The organism is Aurantimonas sp. E1-2-R+4, assembly GCF_036549515.1.
GTDB lineage: Bacteria > Pseudomonadota > Alphaproteobacteria > Rhizobiales > Rhizobiaceae > Aurantimonas > Aurantimonas coralicida_A.
Map to the genome: position 1 here is coordinate 1 of NZ_JAZHLK010000024.1, position 17,226 is coordinate 17,226.

15 protein-coding genes and 1 pseudogene are annotated in these 17,226 nt (G+C 65.4%); 10 read left to right on the top strand and 6 right to left on the bottom strand.

The genetic code is table 11. From position 1 onward, the window contains the following. The 8 genes and pseudogenes from VQ045_RS12200 to VQ045_RS12235 form a co-directional block, all read left to right on the top strand. Positions 1–835 (top strand): annotated as a pseudogene (locus VQ045_RS12200) (hypothetical protein); the annotation flags it as partial. A 239-nt stretch (positions 836–1,074) separates the two neighbouring features. Next, a complete protein-coding gene (locus VQ045_RS12205) occupies positions 1,075–2,439 on the top strand; it encodes a sensor histidine kinase (RefSeq protein ID WP_331830294.1) in 1,365 nt (454 codons plus the stop codon). After that, a complete protein-coding gene (locus VQ045_RS12210) occupies positions 2,436–3,074 on the top strand; it encodes a response regulator transcription factor (RefSeq protein WP_331830295.1) in 639 nt (212 codons plus the stop codon). The genes VQ045_RS12205 and VQ045_RS12210 overlap by 4 nt, the downstream gene beginning before the upstream one ends. Positions 3,075–3,301: 227 nt before the next feature. Then, a complete protein-coding gene (locus VQ045_RS12215; protein ID WP_331830296.1) occupies positions 3,302–4,276 on the top strand; it encodes a YVTN family beta-propeller repeat protein in 975 nt (324 codons plus the stop codon). Between the two features lie 56 nt (positions 4,277–4,332). Continuing rightward, on the top strand, positions 4,333–4,938 hold the full coding sequence (locus VQ045_RS12220; RefSeq protein ID WP_331830297.1) for a hypothetical protein: 606 nt from the start codon (positions 4,333–4,335) through the stop codon (positions 4,936–4,938). Between the two features lie 117 nt (positions 4,939–5,055). Further along, positions 5,056–5,868 carry an ABC transporter ATP-binding protein gene (locus tag VQ045_RS12225; RefSeq protein ID WP_442879863.1) on the top strand — a complete coding sequence of 271 codons (813 nt, stop codon included), beginning with the start codon at positions 5,056–5,058 and terminating at the stop codon, positions 5,866–5,868. After that, positions 5,865–6,710, top strand: coding sequence for an ABC transporter permease (locus VQ045_RS12230; RefSeq protein WP_442879864.1), 846 nt, complete (start codon positions 5,865–5,867; stop codon positions 6,708–6,710). The genes VQ045_RS12225 and VQ045_RS12230 overlap by 4 nt, the downstream gene beginning before the upstream one ends. Positions 6,711–6,745: 35 nt before the next feature. Next, entirely contained in the window at positions 6,746–7,528 is a 783-nt protein-coding gene (locus tag VQ045_RS12235; RefSeq protein WP_331830299.1) for a hypothetical protein, read from the top strand. A 24-nt stretch (positions 7,529–7,552) separates the two neighbouring features. On the opposite strand, the gene VQ045_RS12240 is transcribed toward VQ045_RS12235, so the two are convergent. The 4 genes from VQ045_RS12240 to VQ045_RS12255 all read right to left on the bottom strand — a co-directional run bounded on the left by VQ045_RS12240 (position 7,553) and on the right by VQ045_RS12255 (position 11,866). Beyond that, positions 7,553–8,206 (bottom strand): PQQ-dependent catabolism-associated CXXCW motif protein, encoded by a 654-nt coding sequence (locus VQ045_RS12240; protein WP_331830300.1) that lies wholly within the window; start codon positions 8,204–8,206, stop codon positions 7,553–7,555. Continuing rightward, a complete protein-coding gene (locus VQ045_RS12245; RefSeq protein WP_331830301.1) occupies positions 8,203–9,090 on the bottom strand; it encodes a substrate-binding domain-containing protein in 888 nt (295 codons plus the stop codon). Before VQ045_RS12245 ends, VQ045_RS12240 begins: the two co-directional genes overlap by 4 nt. Before the next feature lie 4 nt (positions 9,091–9,094). Next, positions 9,095–9,841, bottom strand: coding sequence for a c-type cytochrome (locus VQ045_RS12250; protein WP_331830302.1), 747 nt, complete (start codon positions 9,839–9,841; stop codon positions 9,095–9,097). Between the two features lie 177 nt (positions 9,842–10,018). Further along, positions 10,019–11,866 (bottom strand): methanol/ethanol family PQQ-dependent dehydrogenase, encoded by a 1,848-nt coding sequence (locus VQ045_RS12255; protein ID WP_331830303.1) that lies wholly within the window; start codon positions 11,864–11,866, stop codon positions 10,019–10,021. Positions 11,867–12,481: 615 nt separating this feature from the next. Here VQ045_RS12255 and VQ045_RS12260 point away from each other — a divergent pair. Both VQ045_RS12260 and VQ045_RS12265 read left to right on the top strand, forming a co-directional pair. Next, positions 12,482–13,429: a quinoprotein relay system zinc metallohydrolase 2 gene (locus tag VQ045_RS12260; protein ID WP_331830304.1), complete on the top strand. Its 948-nt coding sequence runs from the start codon at positions 12,482–12,484 to the stop codon at positions 13,427–13,429. A 157-nt stretch (positions 13,430–13,586) separates the two neighbouring features. Further along, positions 13,587–14,480 carry a quinoprotein dehydrogenase-associated SoxYZ-like carrier gene (locus tag VQ045_RS12265; protein ID WP_331830305.1) on the top strand — a complete coding sequence of 298 codons (894 nt, stop codon included), beginning with the start codon at positions 13,587–13,589 and terminating at the stop codon, positions 14,478–14,480. Positions 14,481–14,548: 68 nt separating this feature from the next. Here VQ045_RS12265 and VQ045_RS12270 read toward each other — a convergent pair whose 3' ends face one another. Together VQ045_RS12270 and VQ045_RS12275 are read right to left on the bottom strand one after the other, a co-directional pair. After that, entirely contained in the window at positions 14,549–14,860 is a 312-nt protein-coding gene (locus VQ045_RS12270) for a hypothetical protein (protein ID WP_442872929.1), read from the bottom strand. Between the two features lie 274 nt (positions 14,861–15,134). After that, on the bottom strand, positions 15,135–17,210 hold the full coding sequence (locus VQ045_RS12275; RefSeq protein WP_331830306.1) for a 3-hydroxyacyl-CoA dehydrogenase NAD-binding domain-containing protein: 2,076 nt from the start codon (positions 17,208–17,210) through the stop codon (positions 15,135–15,137). Positions 17,211–17,226 lie beyond the last annotated feature (16 nt).

Genomic DNA, 17,226 nt, shown 5'->3' on the forward strand with positions numbered 1-17,226 from the left:
GCGGTTTGCTTTCGTCCACATCGCTTCCATGCCCTCGTCGAATCAAATCAACAGCATGGAATCACAAACGATTCATATCATTCAACTTCTTTGTGGACCGACACTTAGACAGATTGGCACCGACGAAGGCATTGATATCGATACGTCGGATCAAGCTTTCAGCTTTCTCATGAGCCGGGGTTGGGACGTAGTTGCGAAGCGCGCTGCCGAGTATCTATCCCGCGAGGGAGCTGATCTCAGCGTAGTGACCGGCATGAGGACCGTGGAGGAAGTGCTCTGGCTGCGATCGGCTTTTCCGGACGCGCGAATCATTCTTGTAGAGGCCGATGTTCGCACCCGGTTCGAGCGGCACGTGAAGCGCGCTCGATCGGACGATGTCCACACCTTTCGCGACTTCCAGGCACGGGACGAGGAGCAGATGCACTTCGGGGCGCTGAGGGTCGCCCATGAGATCGCCGATGTCGTGATCCGCAATGACGCGGATCATTTAACCTATCGGCGCCGGATCGACGAGTTAGTCAACACGATCGAACGTCCGGCTGACCACCGCCTTCCTCGGTCGGAGTTGCATCGATCGTTGAGAGCGTTACGAGAGATCGGTCGGGCAGCGACTTGCGATGAGATCGCCGCCGTCACGGTGGAGCAAGGTCTTGCCGTCCGGAAATACAACACCAACCGGGCGCTCAAGGGCGCGCCCGAGTTCGCCACGAGGATTGCGAAACGTGGCGAATTGTTGCGCTATCGCCTCTCCGGCCGAGCGCCAGCGTTGCTGCAGTTGTTAGAATTGCCGGTTGCACCGACAGCCGAGGCAGGAGCGCAGACGGATACCACGTAGTTCACTGCGCGCATTTCGATTGCGGCGCGCGAGAAAATAAACAAAATTTCATTGCTCAGAACCTCACGTAAGCCGCTGGCGATTGCATGGGGCAGAAGGAGTGACAACTGGGTCCGATTTTGTGGATCGCTCACCTGAGAACAGTCAGGCGGCTGGTCCCCCCACCCTTCCCCCCATCCCCCTTCCCGCATAGCCTCCGCCGGGCAGCCGCCCGACCCCTCGTCCAACCCGGTCAGCCCGTGTCCCTCAAAACCCGCCTTGCCGCCACGTTGAGCGCCGCGTTCGTCGCGATCCTGATCATCGGCGGGTTGTTGACCTACGATCAGGCGACGAAGAACGTCGCCGCCGAGCTCTCCGCCGCGCGCAGCGTCGCCGCCAACCGGGTCGCCCAGCTCGTCGCCAAGCTGCCCGCCTCGCGTGACACGGCGGCGGAGCTTGCCAGCTTCGTGCGCGCCTTCAACGGCGACCGGCATGTGCAGGTGCTGCTGATCGATTCCACCGGCGCGGTCCGGGATTTTTCCACCCCCGCCAAGGATTACGGCGCCCTGCCGGACTGGTTCGTCCGCCTGCTCGCGCCGGACACCTCGACCACGGTGATGCCGCTGTCGGGCGCCGCTTTGCCGATGACCGCCGTGGCCGTCTCGATCGATCCGCGCAACGAGATCGCCACCAGTTGGACCGATCTTGGCCTCGGCCTCGGCAGCCTCGTCCTGTTCGTGCTGCTTGCCTTCGCGGCCATCTGGGTGGTCGCCGACCGGGCGCTGCGGCCGCTCGGGGCGATCCAGGCGGCCTTCGCGCGCATCGGCGCCGGCGATTACGCAAGCCGCGTCGCACCGTCCGGCCCGCCGGAAATGCGAGTGCTCGCCACCCGCTGCAACGAGATGGCGGTGCGGCTTGCCGAAATCTCCGCCCGCAACCGCCGCCTGTCGGAACAGCTGTTGCGGCTGCAGGACGAGGAGCGGGCCGAGCTCGCCCGCGATCTCCACGACGACATCGGGCCGCTGCTGTTTGCCATCGACGTCGACGCTTCGGCGATCGCCCGCCTCGCCAGGAGCGCCGACGACAAGGTGACGGGCCGCGCCGAGGCGATCAAGACCGCCGCCCATCGCGCCCGTCAGGAGGTACGGCGCATCCTCTCCGATCTGAGGCCCGGCCTGACGCCGGGATTGGGCCTCAAGGCGGCGATCGAGGAACTGATCGCGGAGCTTTCCCGCCGCCACGGCGACGTGGCGTTTTCCGCCGAGCTGGCCGAAGGCGACTGGGGCGGGCCGCTGGAGGTGCTGGTCCACCGGGCGGTGCGCGAGGGGCTGAACAACGCGCTGCGCCACAGCGCGCCGACGCGGGTCGCCGTCCGCGTGGCGCCAGGCGAGAACCATCTCGCCTTCAGCGTCGTCGACGATGGCGGCGGCCTCGCCGAGCCAGGGACAGAAGGCGGATTCGGCCTTCTCGGCATGCGCGAGCGGGTCGAGGCGGCCGGCGGCGAACTGACGATGTCGCAGGTGCCGTTCCCGCCCGGCGTGCGGTTGGAAGGACGGGTGCCGCTTCCCCGTGACAGCGCGCCCCCCGGCGCGGTAGTCTCCGGCATGGGTGGAGACGCGGCATGAAGATCCTGATCGTCGACGATCACACGGTGGTGCGCGACGGCGTCAGGCGGCTGGTCGAGGCGCTGCCAGCCACTGCGATCGCCGAGGCGGAGACGCCGTCCGAGGCGCTGGCGATGTTCCGCAAGTTCCGGCCGGACGTTACCATCCTCGACATCAACCTGAAAAACGGCAGCGGCCTCGACGCCCTGCGGCGCTTGCGCGCCGACGACCCGAAGGCGAAGATCGTCGTGTTCTCGATGTATTCCGACATCGTCTATGCAGCCTCGGCCCGGCGCGACGGCGCGCTCGGCTATGTGTCGAAGAGCGCTCCGACCGACGAACTGCTGGTGGCGATCGAAAAGGCGCTGGTTGGCGAAAGCTATGTCGACAGCGAGACGACGGCGCTGATGGCCCGCCACGAGTCCTCCGAGGGGGGAACGAAGGAGCTGTCGCGGCGCGAATTGCAGATCCTGCACATGCTCGGCGAGGGCAAGAGCCTCACCGACATCGCGCAAGGGCTCGGCGTCGCCTACAAGACCATCGCCAACACCTCCTCACGCATGAAGGAGAAGCTCGGCGTCGACCGCACCTCCGACCTCGTCCGCTTCGCGCTGGAGACGAAGGGCGGCCGCATGCTCGATCGCGAGCGGCCATGAGTTTCGCCGACCCCACGACTTTCGGGAAGACGGGAAGTTATCCCGTTGTGGCGCCCGGAATCCTCTGCGAAGCTTTCACCTTCGAGGTTGCTGCCCGCCCCTGCTGCTCCCAAAGCCGGGACGATCGGGCGCGACCTCGTTCTGCCACTGCGGAGGTCGGCGGGATGGCGTTGCGTGGTTTGATGGACGGTGGGCACCGGCAATCGAACGGAAGGAACGAGCGGGTCATGAGACGACTGATGAGCGTGGCTCTCGCCGCGACGCTGGCGCTGTCCGCCAGCCCCGCCTTCGCCTACAAGATTTTCGTGTCCAACGAGAAGGGCAACGACATCACCGTCCTCGACTCGGAGAATTTCGAGGTTATCGACACCTTCAAGGTGGGCCAGCGGCCGCGCGGCATCGCCGTCAGCGCCGACGGCAGCCAGATCTTCGTCTGCGCCAGCGACGACGACACCATCCAGGTCTACGACACGGCGACCTACAAGTTTCTCAAGACCCTGCCCTCCGGCCCCGATCCCGAACTGCTGATCCTGTCGCCGGACGGCAAGCGGCTCTACGTCGCCAATGAGGACGACAATCTCGTCACCGCAATCGATCTTCAAACCGGGGCGCGCCTCGCGGAAATCCCGGTCGGCGTCGAGCCGGAGGGGATGGCGGTCTCGCCCGACGGGACGACCATCGTCAACACGTCGGAAACGACGAACATGGCCCATTTCATCGACAGCGACAGCCACCAGATCACCGCCAACGTCCTCGTGGATTCCCGGCCCCGTTTCGCCGAATACAAGCGGGACGGCTCGGAGGTCTGGGTATCGGCCGAGATCGGCGGCACGGTCAGCGTGATCGACGCGGCCACGAAGGAGATCAAGAAAAAGATCACCTTCGAGATTCAGGGAATCCGCTCCGAGGCGATCCAGCCGGTCGGCGTGCGGATCACCGCCGACGGCAAGAAGGCCTATGTGGCGCTCGGGCCGGCCAACCGCGTCGCGGTGATCGACGCCGAGACCTATGAGGTGATCGATTATCTGCTCGTCGGCCAGCGGGTCTGGCAGCTCGCCTTCTCGCCGGGTGAAACGCACCTCTTCACCACCAACGGCGTCTCCAACGACATCTCGATCATCGACGTCGCGGATGACGAGGTGATCAAGTCCGTCCAGGTCGGGCAACAGCCCTGGGGCGTCGCCGTCACGCCCGGCGAATAAGCCGGCGGACGGAGCGAGGCGCGTCCGCACGCGCGAAATTGGGAGGGAACCGAGCAATGAAACGAATCTGGCTCTTGCTGATGGCGGCGATCCTCGCCTTCGCGCCGATCATGGTCGTTGCGGCGCAGGATTCGGGGGCAGCCGGAGAGGCGGCCGCCGATAAGGACGACGATGATGATGACGATGACGGAGCAACCGGCGCCGCGATGGTGCCGACGGCCGAGGAACTGACCATCCCGAAGGGCTCGGAGCTGATGCCGGCGAGCGCCCTGAACGGCGACCAGATCGGCCTGCCGCCCGTCTCGCTGTCGAGCCAGATCGTCACGCCACTGGTCCTCGGCGCCCCCGACAGAGAATTCGCCGTCAGCCACACCGACATCTATCTCAGGGCCAACCAGGCCTATCGCTGGGACATCGCCTCCGAGGGCGGGCTCGAATACAAGTTCCACGCGCCCGGCTTCTTCCGCAATGTCTGGATGAACCAGATCGTCATCTCCGATCTCGAGGTGCATATGGCCGGCCCGCCGGCCTGGCTGGAATTCGACGCGACCGGCGTGATCACCGTGCAGTTTCAGACCACCCGGCCCGGCCGCTACGATTGGTATGTCGAGGGCCTCGATGAAGAACAGGACATGAAGGGCACGATCACCATCGTTCCATAGCGCGGCATCAGGCGCCGCCAAGGAGCACCCACCGCCACGAATCGTACTTCGCCACTGTCTTCCCGACCGACCCGGCGATAGGCTGCCGGGGGGTCCCACCGACCGCAATGGAGCACGATGGCCTTGGATGCCGCGATCATGACACCCGACCTCAGCGCCGGGGCGCCGGACGCCCCTCCCGCGCTCGACGTCCGTCGTGTCAGCCATTCCTATGGCGACCGCAAGGCCCTCGACGACGTGTCGTTCGCGGTGCCGCAGGGCTCATTCACCGCCCTCCTCGGCCCCAACGGCGCCGGCAAGTCGACGCTGTTTTCGCTGGTGACCCGGCTGTTCAATGTCCGTGATGGCGAAATCCGCATTCTCGGCCGCCGCCTGAACGAGGAGCCCGGCGAGGCGCTGCGCCGCCTCGGCGTGGTGTTTCAGGCGCGAACGCTCGATCTCGACCTGTCGATCCGCCAGAACCTCAAATATCACGCCGCCCTGCACGGCATGACCGGCGCCGAAGCCAGTCGCCGGATCGCGGAAATCCTTCGCGGCTCCGAACTGATCGACCGGATGGGCGAGAAGGCGCGCAACCTCTCCGGCGGCCAGCTTCGCCGTATCGAGATCGTCCGGGCCTTCATGCACCGGCCGCGCCTCATCCTGCTCGACGAGCCGACGGTTGGGCTCGACATCCGCTCGCGCGCCGAGATCGTCTCGGAAGTGCGGCGGCTCGTGAAAGACGAAGGCGTCAGCGTCCTGTGGGCGACCCATCTGATAGACGAGATCGACGAGACCGACCGGGTCGTGGTGCTCCACCACGGCAAGGTTCTGGCCGAGGGGAACGTCCCCGATATCGTCGCGGCGGAAAGCGCCGGCTCGATCCGCGATGCCTTCACCCGCCTCACCGGATTGGCCAAGAGCACCGTCGAACCGGAGATGGCCTCGTGAGCACCCCGGCAAGCGCTTCGGCGGACGCGACCCCCAGCGGCTTTCCGCTGTCTGCCTATCTCATCTGCTTTCGCGGCATCGTCTGGCGCGAGGCGCTGCGCTTTCTGCATCAGCGCGAGCGCTTCGTCTCGGCGCTGGTGCGCCCGCTGCTCTGGCTGTTCATTTTCGCCGCCGGCTTTCGCCAGGTGCTCGGCGTCTCGATCACGCCGCCCTACCAGACCTACATTCTCTACGAGGTCTACATCACGCCCGGCCTCGTCGGCATGATCCTGTTATTCAATGGCATGCAGTCGTCGCTGTCGATGGTCTACGACCGCGAGACCGGCGCCATGAAGACCCTGCTCGTCTCGCCGCTGCCGCGCTGGTTCCTGCTCGTCTCCAAGCTCGCCGCCGGCGTCGCGGTCGGTGTCGTCCAGGTCTATGTGTTCTTCGCCATTGCCTGGTTCTGGGAGGTCCAGCCGCATTGGACGGGGTATCTCACCGTGCTGCCGGCGCTGATTCTGACCGGCCTGATGCTCGGCTCGCTCGGTATGCTGCTGTCCTCGCTGGTCAAGCAGCTGGAGAATTTCGCCGGTGTCATGAACTTCGTGATTTTCCCGATGTATTTCGCCTCGTCCGCGCTCTATCCGCTCTGGCGGGTGCAGGAGTCGAGTCCGCCGCTCTACACGATCACCCTGTTCAACCCGTTCACGCACGCGGTGGAGCTGGTGCGCTTCGCTCTCTATGGCGAGATCAACTGGCAAGCGCTCGCCGTCGTCATCGGCTGCACGGCCGTCTTTCTCGGCGGCGCCATCCTCGCCTACGATCCGGCGCGCGGCCTGATCAGCCGCAAACGCCAGTGAGACGCCACCTGAGCCGCGATCGAAGGGAGGCTTTCATGTCCACGAACGCACACCGTCGGATCGGTGGAACCGCGCTTGTCGCGGGTTCGCTCGCGCTTCTATTGCACTTGGCCGTCCTTCCCGCGAGCGCCCAGGACGGCGCGGCGCCGCGCGACATCCCCGAAGGCTTCGTGCTGCCCGGCCCGCCGCCCGTCAACGCGCCGGAAGCCGAGGAGGCGAAGCCGCCGTCGCCAGCCGAAACTCCGGCCAGCCCGATGAGCTTCGCCCGGACACCGGAAAAAGGCACCACCGACTGGCCCTGCATCCAGCGCCGCGTCGAGACAATCTCCCCGGCTCAGATCTGGAACGGCCCGGACGTCGCCAATGCCGCGAATGTCGAGCGGACCGACGCGATGCGGGTGCTGATCGACCAAATTGTCGCGCGCCGGCTGCCGCTCGATGAAGCCGCAATGATGGTCAAGGACTTCGTCGGCGGACTGCCCGAAGCCGAACGCGAGGCGACGGCGACCGCGATCCTGGCCGACATCCTCGACCGGCTGAATGCCGAACGCGGCGAGGTGATGGTCGGTATCGAGCGCTACGGCGCCAAGCAGAAGGCGCTGGCGCAAAGATTGCGCGAGGAGAGCGCGGAATTCGCCAGGCTGCGGCAGCAGCCGGACGCCTCGCCGACGGAGATCGAAGAAGCCCGACAGGCTCTTCTCTGGGACACCCGCATCTTCGACGAGCGGCGGCAGTCTCTCACCTATGTCTGCGAAGTGCCGGTGCTGATCGAACAGCGCGCCTTCGGCCTCGGTCGGGCAATCGCCAGCGCGCTGTGACCGGACGGCTCGAAACGCGCGCGTCTATTCGTCCGGTCGCGGCTCCGGCTCGGACAGCGCCAGCGCGTAGCCGGATTCCGCCCAGCCATCGGTGCCGTCCGGATACCAGTAGACGGCCGCATAGCCGGCGCGGATCGCGCGCTTGGCGGCGTTATAGCTCATCCAGCAATCGCGCAGGCAGTAGATGACGATCGGCCGGCCCTTGTCGCCTTGCGTGGCCTCGGCGAGCCCCTCGAGGAGATAACGCTCCATCGCCGGCGCCAGCTCGCCATAGCCGGTGTCGACCAGCCAGATCGAGCCCGGAATATTGCTGCGTGGCTTCGGCCGCCAGATGGTATCGGCAGGCAGGCCCTCCGGCCGTGGCGCGCGCGGCAGGACGTCGACGAATGCTGCGTCCTCGTCATGCAGCGTCTTGGCGGTCGCCGTATCGACGACGGTGCCGCCCGCAAGACTTTCCGGAACCGACGCGCGATAGGCCTCGGTCCGATAGTCCTCGGGCTCGGGCTGGGGAACGGTTGCGGTAGTTGGTTCTTCGACGGCGATCTCGGGCGCCGGGACCACAGCATCTTCCTTTGCCGACACTGACGGCGGCGCGAAGACGAGCGCCAAGAGTATCCAGATGAGGGCGCTCGCGCGAACCAGACCGAACAGGGCGGCCGGCGGGCGGGCCGCTCTCATCCCTTCGGCTCCCGCGGTTCCGGCGCCACATCGCCCGCCTTCGACACGATCGGGCGGTCCTCTTCGTCGAGCAGCGGCACGCCGTAGGACAACAGTATCTCGTCGATCTCGCCCTGATAATCCTGGATCGCCTGGTTGAGCGTGCGCTTCCACTGCTGGTCGGAGGCCCGCACACCCATGGTGATCCGGAAGGTCGTCGCCGGCCCCTTGCCCTCGTGGGTGAGCGGCACGACGGCATAATCCTTGCCCGATTCCTTGGCGTAATAGCCGGCCATCGGCCCCCAGAGGATCGCCGCGTCGATCTCGCCACTGTCAAGATCGTCGATCATCGCCTTGGCGGAATTGTCGAACCGCGTGTCGATCATCAGCTGGTAGGGTTTGGCCTTCCCGATCAGGCCGGCGCGGGCGAGATAGGTCGCCGGCGGCGTGCCGGCGACGATACCGATGCGCTTGTCCTTCAGCTTCGGGTCCGCGATCGTCTCGACGTCGGCGAGATCGCCGTCCTTCGGATAGACCAGTGCATAGGCCGTCCGGTAATAGGCGTTGGTGTTCTGAACCAGCTCGTCGCCCTGCGGATAGCTCATGATGACGTCGCAAAGATTGGAGCCGAGCGTCATCCGCACGAAGCCGGTCGCCTGCGGAAAGTAGGTATAGGACACCGATTGCCGCCCCAGCTTGTCGGCCAGGAACCGGGCGACCTCTTGCTCGAAGCCCGCTTCGGCCTCGTTGGAAAACGGCAAGTTGTTGGGGTCCGCGCAGACCCGCAGCACGTTTGGATCGACGAGCTCGATCTCGCCGCCGAATTCCCGATCCTGGGCCGCCGCCGGCAACGCCAGCGCCAAGGCGCTCGCGATGCCGACAGCCGCTGTGACGAAGCGGATCATCGCATCAAAATCCCAGACAATCGTATTCGGCCTTCTGCCCCGCCTCGTTCTTAGTCGGGCGTTTTGGCTCGCCCCGCCCGACGACGCCGTCGGTGCGGGCGCGCAGATAGATGTAGATTGCATCCAGTGAGCACATAACGTTGGGATCTTCGCCCCAGGCCGGCATGATCGAATTTCCGGACGAATTCCACTTGTTCTGCTGACCACTGACGACGACGCCGACGAAGTCGAAATAGCTCAGAGTCTGCAGCGATTCCGTCAGGTTCGGGGCGAAGGACGAACCCAGACCATCCGGGCCGTGGCACTGCAGGCAGTTGGCGCCGTATTTCTTGTAGCCACGCCAGGTGTACCAATCGGCGGTGCCGTCTTCGGTCATGCTGTAGGTCGGGTTTCCAGCAGGATCGACGAATTTGCCCATCTCGCCTTCGCTCGGCTGGTTGCCTTCGGTTGCCGTATCCTTCGACGGATGCGCGTCGACCTTCATGGTCTCGCCGCTCGCCATCGCCTTTTCGCCGCTTGCGGTGGAGGCCTGCGAGGACCCGACCGGGTCGGCCACCGCGGCATTGGCGGGCGCGGGATCGGCCGCGGGGGCGGGGGTTGCAGCCGCATCTCCGGCCGGTGCCGTTGGGGTCGTCGCGTCCGGCGCCTGTTGGCCCGCCGGCACGATGGTGGTTCCGTCACTCTGCGCGAAGGTCAGGCTACTGGCCGAAAGAAGCACGATGCCAGCAAACGCAATCAACTTGGAATTCATTCAAACCTCACGGATCGACACGCGGGCGAATCCTCGGCCCGGCTTCTCGGCGATGATGGCAGGGCGCCCACCGCCCTCCAAAACAATGGCCCGGCATCAAGGCCGAAGCCTGACATCGGGCCCTCTCGTCACGCATCGGGGCCCCGCTCCGCAAAGAGTGGGGCCCCGTCTTGTGGCTTATTTCGCGGCCGTCTGGTCCGGGACCGTGAACACCGTCAGCGCGCCGCCGAGGGCGGTGTATTTCGACAGCGCCGCATAGCCGCCGACCGCGCCGAGACCGGCACTGGGATCGGTGAGGCCCGCCGCGAGGCCGATACCAGCCCAGCCGCCGATGCCGGAGAGAATGCCGACATACTGCTTGCCTTCATTCTCGTAGGTCATCACGTTGCCGATGATGCCCGACGGGGTCTTGTACTTGTAGAGTTCCTCGCCCGTGGTGGCGTCGACAGCCTTCAGATAGCCCTCGAGCGTACCGTAGAAGACGATGCCGCCCTTGGTGGCCAGAGCACCGGACCATACCGAGAACTGCTCGGGCAGCGACCAGACGATCTCGCCCTTGCCGGCGTCCCAGGCGATGAAGTTGCCCATGCCGCCATGGCTGTTGGGCGCCGGGTACATCGACAGTGTCGCGCCGACGTAAGGCTGTCCGGCCGTATAGGCGACGCGGAACGGCTCGTAGTCCATGCAGACGTGGTTGGTCGGCACGTAGAACAGCTTGGTTTCCGGCGAATAGGCCGCCGGCTGCTGATCCTTGGTTCCCAGCGCCGCAGGGCAGATGCCGGTCGAGTTGGTGTCCTCGCCGTTCTGCTCGGTCGAATACTCCGCGACCACCTGCGGGCGGCCGTACTGGTCGGATTCCTTGTCCATGACGACTTCGGTCGCCCAGTTGACGGCCGGATCGTACTTCTTGGCGACCAGCAATTCGCCGGTCTCACGGTTCATCGTGTAGGCGAAACCGTTGCGGTCGAAGTGGACGAGCGCCTTGGTTGGCGTACCGCCGACGTCGATGTCCGCGAGGATCATCTCGTTGACGCCGTCGAAGTCCCACTCGTCATGCGGGGTCATCTGATAGACCCACTTCGCCACGCCGGTGTCGGCATCGCGCGCCATGATCGCCATCGACCATTTGTTGTCGCCGGGCCGCTGCGCCGGGTTCCAGGTCGAGGGGTTACCGGTCCCGTAATAGATCAGGTTCAGTTCGGGATCATAGGCAAACCAACCCCAGGTCGTGCCGCCGCCGATCTGCCACTGGTCGCCTTCCCAGCTGTTGAGCGAGGAATCCGCGCCAACCGGCTTGCCGAGTTCCATGGTCTTCTCGGGATCGAACAGCATCTCGTCGTCCGGGCCGGTCGAATAGGCCCGCCAGGCCTGCGTACCATCGGAAACGTTGTAGGCGGTGATGGAACCGCGCACGCCGAACTCACCGCCCGAAATACCGATCAGCACCTTGTCCTTGAACACCATCGGCGCCGCGGTACCGGTCTCGCCCTTCGACGCATCACCGTTCTTCACCGACCAAACCTGCTCGCCGGTTGCGGCGTCGAGCGCGACGACGGTCGTGTCGGCCTGATGCAGGATCACCAGGTCCTTGCCGCCGTCACCTTGCGCCGGCGCGTAGGCAACGCCGCGATTGACCGTGTCGCAGCACATCACCGGGATGACGTTCGGATCCTGCTTGGGCTCGTATTTCCACTTGATCTCGCCGTCGTTCTTGGCGTCGAGCGCATAGACGATGTTGGGGAACGGCGTGTGCACGTACATCGTGTCACCGACGACGAGCGGCGAGCCCTCGTGGCCGCGCAGAACGCCGGTCGAAAAGCCCCAGGCCGGGACCATGTCGCCGACGTTGTCCTTGTTGATCTTGTCCAGCGTCGAGTAGCGCTGATTGGCGTAGTTGCCCGTGGGCATTACCCACTGCGCGGCGTCGCCCTGCATCTCCTGCAGTTTCTCGTTCGCCGAGGCGCCCGCCCCGATCGAGATGAGCAGGCTGGATGCCAGCGCGGCCTTCGTGATTGTCTTGAACATCGGTGTCCTCCCAAGGAACTGTAGCGGTGACGCGTGACGGCAGGATTGCCGACGAACGTTGAGCCAACGATAGTCTGGGGGAAGGTTTCCGGCAGCGTGTCACGACCGCCAATAGGGGTCTTGGTGGGCACCGTTGATCGACACCTACCGTGGCCTTCGAGGACTCGCAGCGCTCCCAACACTGCGACCTTGAAGCCGGAAACCATGACGCGATGCTAGTTCGGGAATTTTTCCTGCGCAAGCTCCGAATGGCACTTTTCCTATGTGCGACGCAGCATTTTTGGTGTGCATCGCAATATATCGTCGCTCTATAGAGCAGGACCGGTCCCCACACTTGCCGAGAACCTCCTGTTACTTCGCGGCGTTGAGGAGGTTTGCTTGCCCGGCGGCTGTTGCGGCAGCGCGCGCGCCCACCAAGCCGACGTCAGAAAAACTGTCCATCGCCTCTCCAAGCAATGGCACCGCATCACCAAGCCACATTCCCGTCGCCGGTCTGCGGCGTCTTCGGCGAGACGGCACCGACCGTAGTGGTGTCGAATCGCCGCAGGACCGGTCACGCGCCATGGAACCGCCGGTGGTCTTGCCCCACAGCGCGCGGGCATGTCTGATGGAGTCATGTCGACGCGTCTTACATTCCTCCGGCGCTGCGCAGCGGCGACCCTGGTTGCCCTCGCCGCCTTCGCTGGCGCCGCCGCTGCTTTCGCCGCGCCACTGGCGTTGGAGGAGATCGCCCCCGGAATCTACGTCCACGCCGGTCTGGTCGAGGAGACCAGCCCTCAAAACCAGGGCGACATCGCCAATATCGGTGTTGTGATCGGCGACGACGCCGTGGCGGTGATCGACAGTGGCGGCAGCGTCGCGGTCGCCCGCTCGGCCTTGCAGGCGATCCGCGCGGTCACCGACAAGCCGGTCCGCTACCTCGTCAACACCCATATGCATCCCGATCACATCTTCGGGAACCAGGTGTTCAAGGCGGCCGGCGCGACGCTGATCGGGCATCGCAAGCTGCCCGCCGCGCTCGCCGCACGGGCGGATTTCTACAAGCAGTCGATGCGCGAACAGCTCGGCCCGGTGCTCGCCGACGAGGTCATCGTCACGCTTCCGGACGAGACCGTAGAGGACGAGCGCATCATCGACCTCGGCAATCGCAAGCTGACGCTGACGGCCTGGGGCACCGCCCATACGGACAACGATCTGACTGTCCTCGACGTGGCGACCGGAACGCTGTTCGCCGGCGATCTCGTCTTCATGGAGCACTTGCCGGTCATCGACGGCAGCCTCAAGGGCTGGCTCGCCCAGACACCGGACCTCGAAGCGCTGCCGGCAAGCCGCGTCGTGCCGGGGCACGGTCCAGCGAGCGCGCCATGGCCGCAGGCGATCGCGCCGCAGACGGCCTATCTTGAAAGGCTCGCATCCGATCTCCGCCAGATGATCGCCGATGGCGTTCCACTCGCCGACGCAGTCAAGACCGCCGGACGGAGCGAGGCCGGTAAATGGCAGGTCTTCGACGCCTTCAACGCCCGCAACGCCACCGCCGCCTTCGCCGAGCTGGAATGGGAATGACCCGGCGCAAGGCGCGGCTTCTGTCCGACTCTCCCGGATTGATCAAGGCGTATCGATCAAGGCGAGTTGAGACGGCCCTCCCTTGTCCTCGCCTGGCAATGCCGTCACATTAGCCAAGGAGCGAACGGGCACTCGCGACGAAAATTGGGAGATTGTCATGCTGGACGCTCATGCCGGGCCGCACCGTCAGGCGACGCACGGGTCCCGTCGGCGGACCTCGCTGGCCAGCGTTCTTTCGCTCGCCGTTCTCGCCGCTTCCGCTTTTACGCTCTCCACGCCTGCCGCGTTTGCCCAATCGACGCTCTCGCCCGCCGAAGCGGCGGCCGCCGCCATGGAATCCGCCTGGCCCGGCCTGAAGGACGACCTGTTCGGCGACCGGCCGCTAATCGAGGGCACCGATGCGATCATGCTGGAAGCGCCACGCCGTGCCACTGACCCGGCGATCGTGCCGATCAAGCTGACGCTCGATCCGGCCATGAACATTCGCAAGGTGACGCTCGTCATCGACGAGAACCCCGCCCCGGTGGCCGCGACCTTCGACATCGCCGAAGGCTCCGGCCTCACCGAATTGTCGACCCGCGTCAGGGTCAACGCCTACACCGACATCCACGCGGTGGCCGAAGCGGCCGACGGCACGCTCTATGTCACCAAGCAATACGTCAAGGCGGCCGGCGGCTGCGCCGCCCCGGCGGCGAAGGACGCGGAAGTCGCCGCCAAGCAGATGGGCCAGATGAAACTGCGGGCTTTCGCCGCGGCGGATATCGGCGGCACGGCGACGCATGAGGCGCAGCTGATGATCCGGCATCCGAACAATTCCGGGTTGCAGAAGGATCAGGTGACGCTTCTCTATATCCCGGCGCATTTCATCACCGATCTCGCGGTCGATCGCGGCGGCGAGCGCTTGTTCTCGATGACCGGCGGGATTTCGATCTCCGAGGATCCGAGCTTCCGCTTCAACTATACCGGCGATCCGTCGGTGCCCTTCCACGCCAAGGCAACGGACACCGAGGGCAAGGTCTTCGAAAAGACCTTTGTCCCGGAACAGTCCTGACGATCGGGGCAGCTACGGCTTTTACAGCTTTTGATTGAAAGCGGCGACTGGACTCGGCGGCGGCGCTCTCAATCGAAGCAGCGGATTTCCGCTTCGGCCTGGGCGCGCCTGAGGTCGCCGACGGCCGACTTGGCCTCGGCGCTGGTGCGGAACAGAACGCCCTTCTCCCCCGTCACCTGCCCCATCGACAGGAAGGTCGAGGCCTCGACGTAGCGCTCATAGCGAAGCAGCGACGCGACGACGTCGAAGGAGCAGGAGCATTGCTCCAGCGCGGTGCGCGTGTTGCCGTTGCTGGCCATGCAGCCGAACACGTAGTCGGCCGTCACGTCGGTCGGATAGTCGGCGATGGCGGCATTCGGCACGCTGCCGGTCGTCGGGATCTTGAACGCGCCGGCGGGGCCGACAACCCTGTCCGGCGGAAGCGCCGATTGAGCGCTGGCATATCCGGCGGGCAGAAGCAGGGCGGACGCGACCATCGCGGCGATCCACCTGATGCGTGAGCGGCTGTTGGCCATCATGTCCTCCCTCCTGCCGTTCTCGCCATTTTCCCATGAGTATGACGGCACCCGGCGCAGGTGAAGGGGTCCGTGGACTTTCGGCTCCCCGCCAAGCGGATACGGGAAAAAGTCCCGCGATCGAAAGACCGTGAGCCGTTCAGGCCGCGCCGGTAAAGCTCCGCCCCTCTTCGACGATCCGCTCCAACAGCGGCGCGGGTTTGAAATCCTCGCCCATCCGCTCCTCCATTTCGCGCATCTTTGCCAGAACCACCTCCGGCCCGATCGTGTCGGCGAAGAACATCGGTCCGCCGCGATAGACCGGCCAGCCAAAGCCGTTGATCCACACGACATCGATGTCCGATGCCCTGAGCGCGATGCCCTCGTCGAGGATCTTCGCGCCCTCGTTGATCATCGGATAGACGAGCCGTTGGAGGATTTCGTCGTCGGAGATATTCCGGCGTTTGATGCCCTCCTCGCGCGACTTGGCGCGGATAATTTTCTCCACCAGCTTGGATGGCGAGCCTTTGCGCTTGTCGTCGTAGTCGTAAAAGCCCGCGCCGGTCTTCTGGCCGCGTCGGTCCGCCTCGCACAGCTGCTCGCGAATGGTCTCGCCCTTCGAGGTCTCACGGTTCCAGCCAAGGTCGAGGCCGGCGAGATCGGCCATCTGGAACGGCCCCATCGGCAGACCGAAATCGGTCAGCACCCTGTCGACGTCCCAGGGCATCGCGCCTTCCAGGATCAGCTTGTTCGCCTCGCGTTGGCGAGCGTTGAGCATGCGGTTGCCGACGAAACCGTGGCAGACGCCGACCAGCACCGCCGTCTTGCCGATGTTGCGGGCGAGCTTCATCGCGGTGGCTATCACGTCCGTCGCGGTCTTCTCGCCGCGCACCACCTCGAGCAGCTTCATGATGTTGGCCGGCGAGAAGAAATGCAGACCGATCACGTCCTCGGGCCGCTTGGTGCTCGAGGCGATTGCGTCGATATCGAGATAGGAGGTGTTGGAGGCGAGAATCGCGCCCTTCTTGGCGATACCGTCGAGCCGGGCGAAGATGTCCTTCTTCACCGCCATCTCCTCGAACGCCGCCTCGATGACGAGGTCGCAATCAGCGAGATCGGACATGTCCAGCGACGGCGAGAGCAGGCCCATCGCCTTGTCGACATCTTCCGGGCGGATGCGGCCCCTTTTCACGGCGGCTTCGTAGTTCTTGCGCATGATGCGGGTGCCGCGCTCCAGCGCCTCCGGCTTGGCCTCGACGATCGTCACCGGGATGCCGGCCGAGAGGAAATTCATGGTGATGCCGCCGCCCATCGTGCCGGCGCCGATGATGCCGACGGTGCGGATCGGCCGGGTCGGCGTGTCGGCCGCAATGTCGGGGATCTTGGCGGCCGCCCGTGTTGCGCCGAAGACATAGCGCTGCGCCTTCGACTGGATGCCGCCGAGCAGCTCGGCGAAGATGTCGCTCTCGCGCGCCATGCCCTCCGCGAAGGGCAGCCGCGCCGCGTTGGCGACCGCTTCCAGCGCCTTGTCGAAGCTGTCGAAGCCCTTCATCTTGCGGCCGTGGGCGGCGCGGGCTTCCGCGATGGCCGCCTCGATGTCCTCACGCGCCAGCCGGTCGTCTTCCTCGCTGACCTTGCGCAGCGGCCGTCCCTCCCGGAGGATGTCGTTCGCGAACCGCACCGCCTCGGCGCGCAATTCGCCAACGGCCAGTTCGTCGACGATACCGAGCGTTTGCGCCGTCGCCGCGCCCACCGGCGTGCCAGTGAGGATCATGTCGAGCCCGCGTTTCAGGCCGATCATCCGCGGCAACCGCTGGGTGCCGCCCGCGCCGGGAATGATGCCGAGCTTGATCTCCGGCAGGCCGAGTTTCGCCGAAGGGAGCGCGACGCGATAGTGGCAGGCGAGCGCCAGTTCCAGCCCGCCGCCCAGCGCCGTCCCGTGCAGCGCCGCGATCACCGGCTTGGGGCAGTTCTCGACGATATCCTCCAGCTCGCGCAGCGACGGGCCTTCCATCGGCTTGCCGAACTCCTTGATGTCGGCCCCGGCGATAAAGGTCCGGCCCTCGCAGATCAGCACGATGGCCTTGACCGCATCGTCGGCGACGGCCGCTTCGATGCCCGCCGCGATGCCCTCGCGCAGCACTTGCGACAACGCGTTCACCGGCGGGTTGTGCAGCGTCAGAAGGGCGATGGCGCCGTCATTGTCCAGCGTCGCCGCGTCGTTGATCAGGAGCATGTCGAGCGTATCCATT